This is a genomic window from Cupriavidus sp. GW822-FHT03E04 (assembly GCF_058801495.1).
This window is the reverse complement of the sequence record NZ_JBXANI010000018.1, coordinates 46,806-62,780: the sequence shown is the minus strand read 5'-3', so window position 1 is coordinate 62,780 and position 15,975 is coordinate 46,806. Positions and strand designations below refer to the sequence as shown.

15 protein-coding genes, 1 tRNA gene and 1 pseudogene are annotated in these 15,975 nt (G+C 67.5%); 15 read left to right on the top strand and 2 right to left on the bottom strand.

Annotated elements, in window-relative coordinates; genetic code table 11:
* Positions 1–61: 61 nt before the first annotated feature.
* From AC1RQC_RS25255 to AC1RQC_RS25200, 12 genes are all read left to right on the top strand, one after another.
* On the top strand, positions 62–469 hold the full coding sequence (locus AC1RQC_RS25255) for an ArsR/SmtB family transcription factor (RefSeq protein ID WP_043350505.1): 408 nt from the start codon (positions 62–64) through the stop codon (positions 467–469).
* 135 nt (positions 470–604) lie between these two features.
* Positions 605–1,969 (top strand): sulfite dehydrogenase, encoded by a 1,365-nt coding sequence (gene soxC / locus AC1RQC_RS25250; RefSeq protein ID WP_492884999.1) that lies wholly within the window; start codon positions 605–607, stop codon positions 1,967–1,969.
* The gene (locus tag AC1RQC_RS25245; protein ID WP_492884997.1) at positions 1,953–3,002 is read left to right on the top strand and encodes a c-type cytochrome; all 1,050 of its coding nucleotides are present in this window, start codon (positions 1,953–1,955) and stop codon (positions 3,000–3,002) included. The genes soxC and AC1RQC_RS25245 overlap by 17 nt, the downstream gene beginning before the upstream one ends.
* Before the next feature lie 120 nt (positions 3,003–3,122).
* Positions 3,123–3,452 carry a c-type cytochrome gene (locus tag AC1RQC_RS25240; RefSeq protein ID WP_150991213.1) on the top strand — a complete coding sequence of 110 codons (330 nt, stop codon included), beginning with the start codon at positions 3,123–3,125 and terminating at the stop codon, positions 3,450–3,452.
* A gap of 170 nt (positions 3,453–3,622) precedes the next feature.
* Entirely contained in the window at positions 3,623–4,078 is a 456-nt protein-coding gene (soxY, locus tag AC1RQC_RS25235; RefSeq protein ID WP_043350495.1) for a thiosulfate oxidation carrier protein SoxY, read from the top strand.
* Between the two features lie 63 nt (positions 4,079–4,141).
* The gene (gene soxZ, locus AC1RQC_RS25230) at positions 4,142–4,453 is read left to right on the top strand and encodes a thiosulfate oxidation carrier complex protein SoxZ (RefSeq protein WP_150991211.1); all 312 of its coding nucleotides are present in this window, start codon (positions 4,142–4,144) and stop codon (positions 4,451–4,453) included.
* 130 nt (positions 4,454–4,583) lie between these two features.
* On the top strand, positions 4,584–5,039 hold the full coding sequence (locus AC1RQC_RS25225) for a DsrE family protein (protein WP_174425843.1): 456 nt from the start codon (positions 4,584–4,586) through the stop codon (positions 5,037–5,039).
* Between the two features lie 166 nt (positions 5,040–5,205).
* Complete coding sequence (gene soxA / locus AC1RQC_RS25220) at positions 5,206–6,030, top strand: sulfur oxidation c-type cytochrome SoxA (RefSeq protein ID WP_492374152.1); 825 nt, start codon at positions 5,206–5,208, stop codon at positions 6,028–6,030.
* Between the two features lie 65 nt (positions 6,031–6,095).
* Positions 6,096–6,740: a sulfur oxidation c-type cytochrome SoxX gene (gene soxX, locus AC1RQC_RS25215; protein WP_492374178.1), complete on the top strand. Its 645-nt coding sequence runs from the start codon at positions 6,096–6,098 to the stop codon at positions 6,738–6,740.
* Between the two features lie 24 nt (positions 6,741–6,764).
* On the top strand, positions 6,765–7,271 hold the full coding sequence (locus tag AC1RQC_RS25210; protein WP_492374153.1) for a TlpA family protein disulfide reductase: 507 nt from the start codon (positions 6,765–6,767) through the stop codon (positions 7,269–7,271).
* Between the two features lie 94 nt (positions 7,272–7,365).
* Entirely contained in the window at positions 7,366–9,087 is a 1,722-nt protein-coding gene (gene soxB, locus AC1RQC_RS25205; protein ID WP_492811504.1) for a thiosulfohydrolase SoxB, read from the top strand.
* 40 nt (positions 9,088–9,127) lie between these two features.
* A tRNA-Ala gene (locus AC1RQC_RS25200) sits at positions 9,128–9,203 on the top strand.
* Positions 9,204–9,321: 118 nt separating this feature from the next.
* On the opposite strand, the gene AC1RQC_RS25195 is transcribed toward AC1RQC_RS25200, so the two are convergent.
* Positions 9,322–9,699, bottom strand: coding sequence for a hypothetical protein (locus AC1RQC_RS25195; protein ID WP_492374171.1), 378 nt, complete (start codon positions 9,697–9,699; stop codon positions 9,322–9,324).
* Positions 9,700–10,355: 656 nt separating this feature from the next.
* The gene (locus tag AC1RQC_RS25190; RefSeq protein ID WP_492811506.1) at positions 10,356–11,096 is read right to left on the bottom strand and encodes a DNA-3-methyladenine glycosylase I; all 741 of its coding nucleotides are present in this window, start codon (positions 11,094–11,096) and stop codon (positions 10,356–10,358) included.
* Positions 11,097–11,219: 123 nt separating this feature from the next.
* Here AC1RQC_RS25190 and AC1RQC_RS25185 point away from each other — a divergent pair, with 123 nt between their 5' ends.
* The 3 genes and pseudogenes from AC1RQC_RS25185 (at position 11,220) to AC1RQC_RS25175 (ending at position 15,975) form a co-directional block, all read left to right on the top strand.
* Positions 11,220–11,573, top strand: a complete 354-nt coding sequence (locus tag AC1RQC_RS25185) for a hypothetical protein (protein WP_043350474.1) — start codon at positions 11,220–11,222, stop codon at positions 11,571–11,573.
* 181 nt (positions 11,574–11,754) lie between these two features.
* Positions 11,755–14,599: pseudogene (locus tag AC1RQC_RS25180) on the top strand (DUF2339 domain-containing protein).
* Positions 14,599–15,975 (top strand): DUF3999 domain-containing protein, encoded by a 1,377-nt coding sequence (locus AC1RQC_RS25175; protein ID WP_492884994.1) that lies wholly within the window; start codon positions 14,599–14,601, stop codon positions 15,973–15,975. The pseudogene AC1RQC_RS25180 and the gene AC1RQC_RS25175 overlap by 1 nt, the downstream one beginning before the upstream one ends.

Sequence of the window (15,975 nt, the reverse complement as noted above, 5' to 3'; positions counted from 1 at the left end):
GTCATGGCGCGCGGCTATGGCCCGTTCGGCGGCTTCGGCTATGCGAAGGGGTAAACACTATATGCGCAATTACGCATATACGAATATATTGAACGGCATGGATGAGATGGATCGCGTGTTCGAGAAAGTGTCGGGGTATTTCAGCCTGCTGGCAGAGCCCACCAGGCTGAAGATCCTGCACGCCCTGTGCGATGGCGAGAAGCCGGTGGGCACCGTGGTGGAGACGGTGGGATCGTCGCAGACCAATGTGTCGCGCCATCTCACCGCGATGTACCGCGCGGGCGTGCTGTCGCGCCGCAAGGAGGCCAACCTCGTGTTCTACGCCATCGAGGACGAGAGCGTGATCGAGCTGTGCCGCACGGTCTGCGTGCAGGTCGCCAGCCGGCTGGAAGACAACGCTTTGCCAGCCAGCATGGTCGATCGCTTCATGCCGCAGGCCACCCCGGCACCGCGCCGGCGCAGCCGCTGAGCAACGCGCCGGGTGCCAGGCAGCAACGCTCGCACCAAGGTTCGACGGCAGCCGTCCGCTTGCGCGGGCGCTGACCCACAACAGGTTCGCCGACGGTGCCTCTGGCGCCGCACGCGCGAGCCGGAGGAGACCGCAGTGCCGCAACAGAGCCGCCCCGGGCGCATCGTGCGTGCGCCGGAGCATTTCGTCAGCGCCTCGCTGCAGCAGGACATCACGCAGCATGGCGTAGGCGCGTCCGACAGCCCTCGCCGCGACTTCCTGCGCAAGAGCTTCCTGGGCGCCGCAGCCGCGCTGGCCGCTGGCGTCGCCAGCCGGGCCCGCGCAGCGGATGGCGTTGCCGGCGACGACGCCATCCTCACCCCGCAACCCTGGGCCACCACGCTCGGCCAGCCGGTTGCCGCGCATCCCTACGGCCAGCCGTCGCCGTTCGAGAAAAACCTGGTGCGCCGCGAGTCGCCAGGCCTGACGCGGGTATCGGCGGCCTCGGTCTCCTTTGCCCCGCTGCAAGGCTTCTTCGGCATCATCACGCCCAACGGCCTGCACTTCGAGCGCCATCATCAAGGCTGGCAGGACATCGATCCGGCCCGCCACCGCCTGATGATCAACGGCCTGGTGAAGGCGCCACGCGTCTACACCATGGACGACCTGATGCGCCTGCCCGCGGTGTCGCGCATGCACTTCATCGAGTGCGGGGCCAATACCGGCATGGAATGGGGCAACGTGGCGGTGCCCACGGTGCAATACACCCACGGCATGCTGTCGTGCTGCGAGTTCACCGGCGTGCCGCTCAAGGTCCTGCTCGACGATGCCGGCGCGGACTTCAAGCGCGGGCGCTATCTGCTGGCCGAGGGCGGCGACGGTTCAGGCATGACCCGCACCATCCCGATGGCGCTGGCCGACGAGATCATCGTCGCCTGGGGCATGAACGGCGAGATGCTGCGCCCCGAAAACGGCTACCCGCTGCGGCTGGTGGTGCCCGGCGTGCAGGGCGTGTCGTGGGTCAAGTGGCTGCGCAGGCTGGAGCTCGGCGATCAGCCGTGGAACACCAAGGACGAGACCGTGCACTACGTGGACATGATGCCCGACGGCATGCTGCGCCAGTACACCTCGATCCAGGAGTGCAAGTCCGTCATCACCACGCCCTCCGGCGGGCAGCAGCTGGTGGGGCGCGGCTTCTACAACATCAGCGGCCTGGCGTGGTCCGGGCGCGGGCGCGTGAAGCGCGTCGATGTCTCGGTCGACGGCGGGCGCAACTGGCGCACCGCAAGGCTGGAAACGCCCGTGCTGTCCAAATGCCTGACGCGCTTCAACCTGGACTGGGTGTGGGACGGCTCCCCGGCCATCCTGCAGAGCCGCGCCCTCGACGAGACCGGCTACGTGCAGCCCCGCCTGGCGCAGCTGCGCGCGGTGCGGGGGGCGCGCTCGATCTATCACAACAACGCCATCCAGAGCTGGCAGGTGGCCGATGGCGGCGAGGTCTCCAATGTCCACGTTGACTAGCGCCGGGCGCGCGGCACTCCTGGCCATCGCCGCCGCGCTGTGCGGGCCAGCGGCGATGGCCGCCGCGCCGGACGGCAGCGCGCGTGCGGCGCTCGGCCGCACTGCCACGCCGGCAGAGGTCAAGGCCTGGGATATCGATGTGCGCCCCGACTTCCAGGGCCTGCCCAAGGGCAGCGGCATGGTGTCGCAGGGACAAACAATCTGGGACGGCAAATGCGCCTCGTGCCATGGCGACTTCGGTGAGTCCAACGAGGTGTTCTCGCCCATCGTCGGCGGCACCAGCGCCGAGGATATCCAGCGTGGCCGGGTGGCCTCGCTGACCGGCAACCAGCCGTACCGCACCACGCTGATGAAGGTCAGCACGGTCAGCACCCTGTGGGACTACATCCACCGTGCGATGCCGTGGAACGCGCCCCGGAGCCTGTCCGCCGACGACGTCTACGCAGTCACGGCCTACCTGCTCAACCTGGGCGATATCGTGCCGGCGGACTTCACGCTGTCGGACGGCAATATCGCCGAAGTGCAGCAAAAAATGCCGAACCGCAATGGCATGACCCTGCAGCACGGCCTGTGGCCCGGGCGGGGCCAGGCGGATACGCGCAATACGGCGTGCATGAAGGATTGCGCGCCCACGGTCAAGATCGTGTCGACCATGCCGGCCTATGCCCGCGATGCCCACGGCGACCTGGCGGCGCAACAGCGCACCGTAGGGCCCACGCGCGGCTGGGCTGCCGGCGGCGGCGCCAGCACACCCGCGGCCGCCACCCCGGCCACACCCGGCGAGACGGCGGGTGCGAAGCTGGCCAGCCAGTACCAGTGCATGGCCTGCCATGCCACCGATCGCAAGCTGGTCGGTCCGAGCTTTGCCGAGGTCGCGCGCAAGTACAAGGGGCAGGATGCACAGGACGCGCTCGTCCACAAGATCCGGGCAGGCGGGCAGGGCGCCTGGGGCAGCATGCCGATGCCGCCTCAGGCGCAGATTCCCGATTCCGACCTGCGCACCGTGGTGGGGTGGATTCTTGAGGCAAAATAGCGGACTGGCCGCCCCGTGGCGCGGCCAGCGCGCCGCCGCGCCGGCCGTGCCGACAGGCAACACTGGCAGCGAGCGGGCTTTTCGCCGTCCCCACGGCTCTTCAAAGTTCGGAGCATATCCATGAAGCAGTTTGTCATCGCAACGCTGATGCTGGCTTGCGCCGCCTCGGCCAACGCGGCAGTCGATGCCGCCAAGGCCCAGGAAATCGCCAACAAGAACGCCTGCATGGGCTGCCACCAGGTCGACAAGAAGCTGGTTGGCCCGGCCTACAAGGACGTGGCGGCCAAGTACAAGGGCGACAAGAACGCGCTGGCAACGCTGACCAAGAAGGTCAAGAGTGGTGGTGCTGGCGTCTGGGGCCCGGTGCCGATGCCCGCCAATGCCGCTTTGAGCGACGCCGACCTGAAGACGGTCGTGGAGTGGGTGCTGGCAGGCGCCCCGGCCAAGTAAGCACAGCCAGGGCAAGCCCTGCCCGGACCGGTTACGGCTTCGGGACCAAAGGGGCGCCGATGGCGCCCCTGTGCGAGGGCGGCAATGCACCGCCCGCTGCGGCGCGAAAAAGGCGCGGCAGGCCAACAGAAAACCAAGCCGGAACGGAAAACGCAGGAGAAGAGGAAACAATGCATTCAAAACGACGAGACGTATTGCGGGTCACCTCCGTGCTCGCACTGATGGCCGCCACCGGCCTGATCAGCAAGGCGCAGGCGGCGGAGTGGAACAAGACCGCCTTCGACGGCAAGAGCGTGGCCGACGTCATCAAGGCATTTGGCGGCAGCGGCACCGAGAAGAGCACCGCCATTGTCTTTACCGCCCCCGACATCGCCGAGAACGGCGCCGTGGTGCCGGTCGCCGTGACCAGCAACATCCCTGGTACCGAGCAGATCGCCATCCTGGTGGAAAAGAATCCCAACACGCTGGCAGCGGATTTCATCATCCCGGCCGGCACCGAGCCCTTTGTCTCCACGCGGGTGAAGATGGGCCAGACCTCGATGGTGTACGCCGCCGTCAAGGCCGGCGGCAAATGGTACGTGGCGTCCAAGGAAATCAAGGTGACGCTGGGTGGCTGCGGCGGCTGAGGCCACGCTCCCATCCACCCAAGCGGATTTCCCGCCCCACCATTACCTGAAAGAGGAAAGAACATGGCAGACCCGATGCGCGTACGTGCCGCCGAGAGCGGCGGTGTGGTCGACGTCAAGATCCTGATGAAGCACGACATGGAAACCGGCCAGCGCAAGGACGCGTCCGGCAAGATCATTCCCGCCTGGCATATCCAGAGCGTGACGGCACAGTGCAAAGGCAAGGACGTATTCCAGGCCCAGTTCGGCCCGGCGGTATCCAAGGATCCCTTCCTGAACTTCAAGTTCAAGGGCGGCGCCAAGGGCGACAAGGTCACGGTGACCTGGGTCGACAACCGCGGTGACAAGCGGACCGACGAAGCGACCATTTCCTGATCGAACCGGGTACGGGTCAGTACCGGCCTGGCCGAGCGGGCAGCGGCATCCTCTGCTATGGTTCAGGTCGAATGTCGGGCTCGGGCCGGCGCATGGTGCGCGCGGGGGCGCGACCGGAAGGATAGCAATCATGCGGCGAGCATTTATTCGAGCAACGGCGGCGCTGGCGGCGATCGGCCTGGCCGCCAAGGCGGCGGCGCAAGCGGCGCCGGCGGCCGCCGGCAAGGGCGGGCGCGTCAAGGTGGTCTACCAGTTGTCCGAAGGCACGGACCAGGCGGTGCGCGCCATGGCTAACCTGCGCAACCACCTGAACGCCGCGCCGGATACCAAGATCGTGGTGGTGGCGTTTGGCTACGGCGTGGACTTCATCGTGGAAGGCGCGCGTGACGCACGTGGCAACACCTTCGAGGCGGCGGTCGGCGCGCTGGCCAGTTCCGGCGTCGAGTTCCGCGTTTGCCGCAATACGCTCATGGCGCGCAAGATTCCGGAGTCCAGCCTGCTGATGGAAGCCAAGGTGGTACAGGCTGGCGTGGTGGAAGTGGCCAAACTGCAGTTCGATGAAGGCTATGCCTATATCAAGCCGTAAATACGCAAGCCGTAAATACAGGATGTAAGCAGACAGGTTGTAAGCAGCACCCGCGCAAGAGCCGGCCCGCACCGGGCGCCGATAACGGGAAGACAAGCCATAAGATGGGCCCGCGCGGCCTGGCGCCACACGGCGGCAGGCTCCCGAGGCCCCGAGGAGAAGCCCCATGAACACGATCAGACGCCGCCACACCGGCGCCGCGCTGGCGCTGGCCGGCACCGTGGCGCTCGCCGCCGCCGCGGTGCACGCCCAGGGCAGCACCGCCGAGGAAATCGCCAAGTACCGGCAGATGCTCGCCGAGGGCAACCCCGCAGAATTGTGGGAAGCCGCCGGCGAGGAACTCTGGAAAAAGCCCGCCGGCCCCAAGAACGCCTCGCTCGAGCAATGCGACCTGGGTAAGGGCCCCGGCGTGACCAAGGGCGCCTACGCCGAGTTGCCGCGCCTGTTCAAGGATACCGGGCGCGTGATGGACCTGGAGCAACGCCTGGCCTACTGCCGCGTGACGCTGCAGGGCCTGACCCAGGAAGAGGCCCTGAAGAATCCCTTCGCCTCCACCGGCAAGCCCTCCGACATCGAGCGCCTGGTGGCCTTCGTGGCCGGCGAGTCGCGCGGCATCAAGATGAACGTGGAGCTGAACCATCCCGAAGAAAAGCGCGTGTACGCCCTCGGCCAGAAGATGTTCTTCTACCGTGGCGGCGCCTACGACTTCGCCTGCGCCACCTGCCACGCCGTGGACGGCCAGCGCATCCGCCTGCAAGAGCTGCCCAACCTGCTGACCAAGCAAGGCGCGCAAGCCGCGTACACCACGTGGCCCGCCTATCGCGTCTCGCAGGGCGAGGTACGCTCGATGCAGCACCGCCTCTATGACTGCCTGCGCCAGCAGCGCTTTCCCGAACCCGCCTATGGCTCCGACGTGATCACCGCGCTGAGCCTGTTCCTTGCCAGGAACGCAAACGGCGGCACGTACGACGGTCCGGCCATGAAGCGCTGAGGCAAGGGAGAGCAGAGATGAAACAAGCGCATAAATACGCACAAGGCACGCTGGCCACGTTCGCCATGCTGGCCTGCATGGGTGGCATGGCTCACGCGGAGGACAGCGCCAAGCCGGCCAAGGCCACAAAGCCTGCGAATGTCACCGCCAAGGTCGCCGCCGTCAGCGACGCCGACATGAAGAAGCTGATCGAAAGCTCCTTCACCTCCAAGGGCCCCGCCACGGTCGAAGGCGTGCTCGATCGCGACGCCATGCAGAAGGCTTGCAGCGACTACCCCGACCGCTCCAAGGTGCCGGCCGCGGTGGCCAGGAAGATCGAGGCCGCCGAGTTCAAGCAGATCAAGTACCCCGCCGACAAGCAATGGCTGGGCGACTGGAAGGAAGGCGAGAAGACCGCCCAGAACGGGCGCGGCATGCAGTTCTCCGACGCAGTCGGCAGCCCCAACGGCGCCAACTGCTACGCCTGCCACCAGATGACCAAGGCCGAGATCTCGTTTGGCAATATCGGCCCGTCGCTGTACCAGTACGGCAAGCTGCGCGGCGACTCCGAGGCGGTGATCAAGTACACCTGGGGCAAGATCTGGGATTCCAGCGCGTTCGCGGCCTGCTCCAACATGCCGCGCTTCGGGCACAAGGGCATCCTCACCGAGCAGCAGATCCGCGACGTGATGGCACTGCTGCTGGACCCCGCCTCGCCGGTCAACCAGTAAGGCTGCGCAATGACACCCAGCCGCATGGCAGGCTCCCTCCGGCGCGCGCGCGTGCTGCTGCTTGCCGCACTGGCCTGGAGCGGCGCGGCCGCCGCGCTGGAGGTGGGCGACACCGTGCGCCTGCCGCCGGTGCAGTTGCTCGACGGCCGGGTCGTGACGCCCGCCGACCTGGCCGGCAGGCCGCTGGTGGTGGAAGTCTGGGCATCGTGGTGCCCCTTCTGCGCACTGCAGAACCCGCGCCTGCAAAAGCTCTTTGAGAGCACCGGCGGCGCGCGCGGCGGGCTGCAGGTGCTGGCGGTCAGCATCGACAAGGACCCTCGCGACGCCACTACCTACATGGCGAAACACGGCTACACCTTCCCGGCCGCGATGGACACCCCCGCGCTGCGCGCCGCGCTCGGCAAGCGCCGCGGCCTGCCCGAGCTGTACGTGATCGACGCCCACGGCAAGGTCGTGCAGAAGGAGGTCGGCGAGATGCTGGAAGAGGAAGTCGCGGCGCTGGCCAGGTACGCCACGCCAACGCAGAAGTAGCCGCATTGGCTATATCGGCCACATCGGCCACAAGATGCCGGGTCGCAGGTCGCAAGAGCCAGACACCGGCGCATGACATGCACAGGACGAGACAATGAACCGACGCGAGTTCCTGCAGGTGCTGGCTATCGCCGGCGCCGGCGGCATGACCTTTCCCGCCACCGACGCGCAAGCCGCGCAGGCCGCCGGCAAGCTCTATGACGTGCCGCGCTTCGGCAATGTGCACCTGCTGCATTTCACCGATTGCCACGCACAACTGCGCCCGCTGCATTTCCGCGAGCCCAACGTCAACCTCGGCGTGGGCGACTACGCGGGCAAGCCGCCGCACCTCGTCGGGCAGGCCTTCCTGCGCCACTACGGCATCGCCCCCGGCAGCGCGCAGGCCCACGCCTTCACCTATCTCGATTTCACCGAAGCCGCGCGCCGCTACGGCAAGGTTGGCGGCTTCGCCCACCTCGCCACGCTGGTCAAGCAGCTCAAGGCCGGGCGGCCCGGCGCGCTGCTGCTCGACGGCGGCGACACCTGGCAGGGTTCCGCCACCGCACTGTGGACGCGCGGGCAAGACATGGTCGACGCCGCGCTGGCGCTGGGCGTGGACGTGATGACCCCGCACTGGGAGATGACGCTCGGCGCCGAGCGCGTCACCGAGATCGTTGAGCGCGACTTCAAGGGCAAGGTCGCCTTCCTGGCGCAGAACATCAAGACCAACGATTTCGGCGATCCCGTCTTCGACCCCTACGTGATCCGCGAGATGAACGGCGTGCCGGTGGCCATCATTGGCCAGGCGTTCCCCTACACACCGATCGCCAACCCGCGCTACTTCACGCCAGACTGGACCTTTGGCATCCAGGAAGAAAACCTGCAGCAGGTCATCGACCAGGCGCGCGGCAAGGGCGCGCAGGTGGTCGTGCTGCTGTCGCACAACGGCATGGACGTGGACCTCAAGCTCGCCTCGCGCGTGCGCGGGCTCGACGCTATCCTCGGCGGCCACACGCACGACGGCATGCCGGCGCCGGTGCCAGTCAGCAACGCCGGGGGCACCACGCTGGTGACCAACGCCGGCTCCAACGGCAAGTTCCTCGGCGTGCTCGACTTCGACGTCAAGGGCGGCAAGGTCAGCGGCTTGCGCTACCGCCTGCTGCCGGTCTTCGCCAACTATCTCGCAGCCGATCCCGCCATGGACGCGCTCATCGCCAAGGTGCGCGCGCCGTATGAGAAGCAACTCGGCGAAGTGCTGGCGCGCAACAGCGGCCTGCTATATCGACGCGGCAACTTCAACGGCACGTTCGACCAGTTGATCCTGGACGGCCTGATGGACGTGCAGGGCGCCGAGATCGCCTTCTCGCCGGGCTTTCGCTGGGGCACCACGCTGCTGCCCGGGCAGGCCATCACCATGGAACACCTGATGGACCAGACCGCCATCACGTATCCCCACACCACCGTCACCGCGATGAGCGGCGAGACCATCAAGACCATCCTCGAAGACGTGGCCGACAACCTGTTCAACCCCGATCCCTACTACCAGCAAGGCGGCGACATGGTGCGCGTGGGTGGCCTGCAATACACCATCGACCCCACCGCGTCGATGGGAAAACGCATCACCGAGATGCGCCTCAAGGGCCAGCCCATCGACGCCGCCAAGACCTACAAGGTAGCCGGCTGGGCACCCGTCTCGGAGGACGCCCGCCAGAGCGGCAGCCCGCCGATCTGGGACCTGATGGCCCAGTGGCTGCGCGCCTCCGGCGAGGTCACCGCCCGCCCGTTGAACCTGCCCACCGTGCGCGGCATGACCGGCAACGCAGGCATGGCAACGTGATTGAACAGCCGCGAAAAACTGAGCTACAATCGTTCGTCACGGGCCGATAGCTCAGCTGGGAGAGCGCTGCGTTCGCAATGCAGAGGTCGGGAGTTCGATCCTCCTTCGGTCCACCAGGATTCGCAGTACAAGACAACGCACTACGTTTAACGACGTAGTGCGTTTTTTGTTTTGGGGGTACGGCATTCCCTGATGCGCCCGCAGGGCACACGTCGTTCTCACGGCTCACCGCGGTTACTCGCGGCGCGTCTTTTGCGAAACCGGGACCACCGACGGATTTGCGGCCGTGGGTGCCGGTGCGGACGGCGCCGGGGACGGCCTGATCTGCGGGCTAGGCGAATGCGGCAACCGCACGGGTGCGATGCCCTCGGATCCCAGCAGCGCCTGGCCGTTGTCATAGCCGGTGGAGACGGCTTCGAGGTAACCCTGCGCAAACGTCTGCTCGGGCGTGACCAATGACTGGGCTGGTGCGGGGGGCTGGGCATAGGCGATGCTGTTCGCGCATAGCGCGAGCACGCGCATCAACAGGACACCTCGGCGCAGCGTTCGCATCCCTGCCTGCATGCGCGAGCAGGGCAGGCTCTCTCGTGGTGCATTGCGGTTGATCTTCATGACGGTTCTCCAAAGGAGCGATGGCTCCGGGTGGGACGGTGGGAACGTGGAAGGAAACGAGCATCGGCGCCGCGCTCTGAACCCTTAACCGCATGGACCATGCCATCCGCCTGGCGGCGCCAATAGCGCAGGCGTCGCCACTTTTCCGGGTAAACCTGTTGGAGAACGACAGACACGCAGGCTGGCCGCGGTTGGGCAGGACACAACATGCGATCGATGAAAGCGAGAGGCGACTATCCCGGCCGGGCTGTGGATAACCTGGCAAAACCCTGGGGATAAGCGGGCAGGAAAGCTGTGCCCGGGCTGGGGGTGGGTTGTGGGGTGTATACGAACAACTTCGAGGCGATTTTCTCTCGCCACGTATACGTCCGGTAGATATCCCGCGAGATCAGGGTATTCCCTAGGGTTTATCCTATTCGCAAGTCATTGAGCAGAAAGGGAAAAACCGGCTTATCCACGGGAAAACGGGCCGTTTACCTACTACTACTATATTGGTATACGTAAACAATAAAGAAAGACATAGGGCAACCATTGCGCGGGGCGTATACGTTGCCCGCCTTTGTTGCAGCGCTTCGCACGTATACCTGCACGGGCATCCTCGCCAGCAGGTATACGTGCCGCCGTCGCGTGCTACCGTCGCCTGCCCGACGTTTACCTCACCTTCGCGGCACCTTGAACGCTTGCCTTGCGCGCAAGGCCTCCTCTCGCGTCGCACAGCCTTCCCGGTGATCGTTGACCAGGCCCATCGCCTGCATCAGCGCGTACATCGTGGTGGGGCCGACAAAGCGCCAGCCGCGTTTTTTCAGGTCCTTGGACAGCGCGGTGGATTCCGGCGAGATGGCCATGGTGCGCAGCACTTCCGGCGTCAGCAGCTTGGGGCGGCTGGCCGGATCGGGCTCGAAGCGCCAGAAGTACGCGGCCAGCGACGGCTCTGTCTCCAGCAGTTCCAGGGCGCGCTGCGCGTTGTTGATCGCCGCCTCGATCTTGCCGCGGTGCCGCACGATGCCGGCGTCGCCCAGCAGCCGCTGGATATCGCCTTCGCCGAAACGGGCCACCTTTTCAATCTCGAAGTTGGCGAAGGCGCGGCGAAACGCCTCGCGCTTGCGCAGGATGGTGAGCCAGCTCAGGCCGGCCTGGAAACCTTCCAGGCATAGCTTCTCGAACAGGCGCCGGTCGTCGTCAACGGGAAAGCCCCATTCGTTATCGTGGTAGTGGCAGTAGTCTTCCAGCGTGCCGCACCAGCTGCAGCGCTGGCGCTCCGTGTCCGCCACGGTGTTAGTAGCCGGTAGCGCCGCTTTCTTCGCTGCTTTCGGTGCCACGTTCTTCGGCGCCGTCGTCGGCACCTTCTTCGGCCCCTTTGTTGTCACCTTTTTTGTTACGTTGCTATCTGTTGCCATGGGTGCGGTCTCCTTCGATCTGTCATCTTAAAGCGACTCGCGCGGCATGTCGCGCCCACGCGGCCTCGGGGCGCATTTGCTACGATGCCGCCCGTAAAGGACGAATTGATTAAGAGGACTGACATGGAAAAACGACTGGCGACCATCGAAGAAGACGGCTGGCAGCTCGACGACGGCGAGGTCATCGGCGAGGCGCACCCCGAGACGTTCTGGGTGCCGGCACTGGCGGAGCGCCAGGCCCTGCAGGCCGGCCAGCTGGTGAAGCTGATCTTTCGCATCGTCACTGCTGACGAGCAGGACCGCGAGGAGCAGCACGTGGAACGCATGTGGGTGGTCGTGACCGGCCGTGAGGGCGATCTCTACAGTGGCGAGCTGGACAACCAGCCTTATTGCACAGAGGAAATGGCGCCCGGCATGCCGCTCTGGTTCGAGGCGCGGCATGTGATCAATATCCATAAAGAGGGCGAAGAAGAATAACCCGCCCCGGTTAAGCGCCCAGCCGGCGCATATCGACTGGAATCGCCCGGAATCGCCTGGAAATGTCGGTCTGGCGTTACACTGGACATGCATGATGCAGGCGGTGATGGGTGCCGGCAAACGCAGTATCCGCACCAACGGCCGCCGCCTTCCCCAACCTTCTTAGGCGAAACCTCATCTGATGCGCTGGATATTCGGGGTGATTGGCTTGGTGCTCGGCATGGTGGCGGCCGGGTTTGGCGGTGCGCTGACGGGCGCGGTCCTGGGCTTCGGTTTTGGCTGGATGGTCAGCGACCGGCCCACCCGGCCTCCTGGTGAGGGCGAAGCGCAGGGCGCGGCGGCGGCTCCGCTCGAAGCCCGCGTGCTGCGGCTCGAGCAGGAGCTGTCCACGCTCAAGCGCGAGCTGGCGAGCCTGCGCGGCGAGAGCATGGGCACCCCATCGGCCACATCGACCCTTGGCGCAGCGCCGGGTACGGTTGCCGCCAGCGATGTCCCGTCCTTCGAGCCGGCTGCCAGCGTCGCCGTGCCAGTGCCGTCCATCCCGGCGGCGATCCCGATCCCGGTTGAGGCGGCACCCGTGCCGAACTCCACGCCAGCTCCGCCGCTGGCACCCGCTCCCGCACCTGTAAGCGCGCGCCACATCGAACCACCGCTTTCGTCCACGCTCGGGCCGGGCGAACCCGATTTCGTCGAGCGCGCGATATCCGCCGCGCGCGGCTGGCTGCTTGGCGGCAACAGCGTGGTGCGGGTGGGCATCCTGATCCTGTTCTTCGGCGTGGCGTTCCTGCTCAAGTACGCCTCCGACAACGCCATGCTGCCGGTCGAGTTCCGGCTGGCTGGCGTGGCGGCCGGCGCGGTGCTGCTGCTGCTGGCGGGCTGGCGCCTGCGCGAGCGGCGCGCCGCCTATGCGCTGGTGTTGCAGGGCGGTGGCGTGGGCGTGCTGTATCTCACCGTCTTCGCCGCCACCAAGCTCTATGGCCTGCTGCCGGCCGCGGCCGCGTTCGCGCTGATGGTGGTCATCTGCGCGCTCGCCGGCGGCCTCGCGGTGCTGCAGAACGCCCCGGCGCTGGCGTTCACCGGCAGCGCCGGCGGCTTCCTTGCCCCGGTGCTGATCGCAACGGGCGGCGGCAGCCATGTGATGCTGTTCAGCTACTACGCGCTGCTCAATGCCGGCGTCTTTGCCATTGCCTGGTTCCGGGCCTGGCGCCCGCTCAACCTGCTCGGCTTTGCGTTTACCTTTGGCATCGGCACGGCCTGGGGCGCGCTGAACTACCGGCCCGAACTGCTCGCCACCACGGAGCCCTTCCTGATCCTGTTTTTCCTGATGTATACGGGCATCGCGTTGCGCTATGCGCTGCGCCGGCGGGTCAGCCTGAAGGACTACGTGGACGGCACGCTGGTGTTCGGCACGCCGCTGCTGGCCATGGGGCTGCAGGCCGCGCTGGTGCGCAATATTCCTTTTGCCATGGCATGGAGCGCGGTGGCGCTCGCGGCGTTCTATCTCGGCCTGGCGGCGTGGCTGGCGGCGCGCCGCGATCGCCTGGGGCTGCTGTTTGAAGCCGTGCTGGCGCTGGGCGTCATCTTTGCGTCGCTGGCGGTGCCGCTGGCGTTCGACGGGCGCACCACAAGCGCTGTATGGGCCGTGGAAGGCGCTGCCGTGGTGTGGGTGGGGGTGCGCCAGCAGCGGCGCCTTGCGCTGGCCAGCGGGCTGCTGCTGCAGCTGGCGGCCGGCGCGGCGTTTGCCGCGGGCAGCTTGTTCGAGGCCACGCAACTGGCGTGGCCGGTGCTGAACAGCCGCTACGTGGGCACGCTGCTGCTGGCGGTGGCCGGTGTTTTCAGCGGCTGGCGCCTGCACGGGCAGCCCGAGGCGCGTGCCTGGTCCGCGCCATGCGCGCCGCTAGGCCTGGGGGCGGCGTTGTGGGGACTGCTGTGGTGGCTGGGCGGCGGCGTGATCGAAATCCAGCACTGGTATGGCGTGCGGGGCTGGCAAGTGCGCGCGCTGCTCGACATGCTGGCGATGTTCATGGTGCTGAGCGCGTGGTTGGCGCACCTGGCGCGGCGCGTCCTGGCGTGGCCGCTGGCCAGCGTGCCGGCGCAGGGCATGGCGCCGCTGCTGGCGGTCCTTGCCGTGCTTAGCTGCATTGTGCCGTCGGCGTCGCCCTTGCTCGGCTTTGGCGCGCTCGCCTGGCTGATCGTGTTTGGCGCCGCCTGGCTGCTGCTGTGGCGGCAGCAGGACGATGAACGCGATGCCTTGCTGGCGCCCATGCATGCTTTGTTGTTCTGGACCGTGTGCGTGCTGCTGTCCACCGAAGCTTACTGGCGGCTGCGTGCCTATGTGCCGGAGGGCGCCTGGAGCTGGAGCGCCTGGGCCTATGGCTATGGCGGGCTGCTGGCGCTGCTCTCGGCCTGGGGCTGGCGCCTGCGTTGGCCGGTGGGGCGTTTCCAGCGTGCTTACCTGTTGTATGGCGCGCTGCCGCTGGTGGCGTTGCTGTGGCTGTGGAGCATTGCCAGCGTGTCCAGCGACGGCGACGCCGCGCCGCTTTCCTACCTGCCGCTGCTCAACCCGCTCGATGTTGCCCAGCTGCTTGCCATGCTGGCGGTGGCGCTGTGGCAGCACCGGCTTGCCGCCGCGGGCCTGGCCACGCGGCCGCGCGTGCTCGGGTACGCCGCGATCGCCACGGTGTTGCTGTGGCTAAACGCCGTGCTCCTGCGCACCCTGCACCACTGGGCCGGCGTGCCCTACACGCTGGAGGGCCTGGGCGGCTCCACCCTGGTACAGGCGTCGCTGTCGATGTTCTGGACCGTGCTGGCGCTGATCACCATGGTGGCAGCCACCCGCCGCGGCGCGCGCGCTGTGGTTTGTGGGGGGCGCGCTGCTTGGGGTGACGGTGGTCAAGCTGTTCCTGTTCGACCTGTCCTTCGTCAAGGGCATCGAGCGGATCATCTCGTTTATCGGCGTGGGCGTGCTGCTGCTGTTGATCGGCTACTTCTCGCCCCTGCCGCCAAAGCAAGAGGAGGCGACGTGATGGCGGCTTTCCGAACCGCGGCCGGGCGGGCGCTGCCGATGCTGATGGCCGCGCTGTTGCCATCGCTGCTGTCATCGGTGCTGTCATCGCTATTGCTGCCGCTGCCCGCGCGGGCTGAGCGGTTCGCGCTGGCGACCGAACGCGACGCAGCGTACTACGCCGTGACCCTGGACGCCGATGTCTACACCCATAGCGCGCGCCCCGGGCTGGCTGACCTGCGCGTGCGCAACGGCACAGGCGAATTGCTGCCTTACGCGCTGGATCTGCCGCCCGAGCCGGCGGCCGAGGTACGCTCGCTGCGCGATGTGCCGTGGTTCGCGCTGCCGGCCGCGCAGTCGCGGCAGTCCGCGCCCCTGGGCGTGGTGATCGGGACCGACGGCGCGCTGCGCGCCGCCACCGCCCCGCCCGCAGCCGGCACTGCCGGGGCATGGCTGCTCGACCTGAGCCAGTTGCGCGACGACGCCGGCGCGGTGGTGATCGGCCTGCCGGATGGCGATTACCAGGGCAGGGTGGACGTTGCCAGCAGCGACGACCTGCAGCACTGGCAAGCCGCGGGCGGCGCGCAGCTGCTGCGGCTGAGCCGCGAGGGCAGCACGCTGAGCCAGGACCGCATTGCGTTGGGGCGCCTGAGGGCGCGTTACCTGCGGCTGCAGTGGCAGGGCGCGCCGCCCGTGCCGGCGCGCGTGCAGGTGGAGACCGTGGCGGCCAGCCTGCCCTCGCCGCTGGCGCTGCAATGGCGCGACGGCATCGTCGCCACGCAGGCCCAGCCTGGGGGCGATTACCTGTTCGACAGCGGCGGACGCTTCCCGGCCGAGCGCGTGCGCATTCGCCTGCCGCAGACCAACACGGTGGTGCAAGCCACGCTGTGGTCGCGGCCCGATGCGCAGGCATCCTGGCGCATGGTCAGCAGCGCACAGCTCTACCGTCTTTCCGGCGCGGCGGGCACCGAGCAGGAAAGCGCGCAGCTGGCGATCGGGCGCAACACGGATCGCCTGTGGCGCCTGAGCGTGGATGCCCGCGCTGGTGGGCTTGGCGCCGGCATGCCGGTGCTGGCGCTTGGCTGGCGCCCTGCCGTGGTGACCTTTGTCGCGCGCGGCGCGCGGCCGTTCTCGCTAGCGGTTGGGGAGCCGGCGGGCGCGGTGCAAGAACCCGGGGCGGTCGCGCGGGCCGAGTTGCTCGCCGGGCCGGCACCGGTGATCGCCGACGCCCGGATTGCAGGCATGACGGCATCGCCGCCGGCGGCCGTGCCTTCGGACACCCAGCGCAGCCGACGCTTCATCCTGTGGGGTGCGCTGCTGCTGGCGGTCGGCGTGCTGGGCTTGATGGCCTGGCGGCTGCTGCGGGTGCTGGGCGCGGCGCAGGCGCCGCCGGACTGA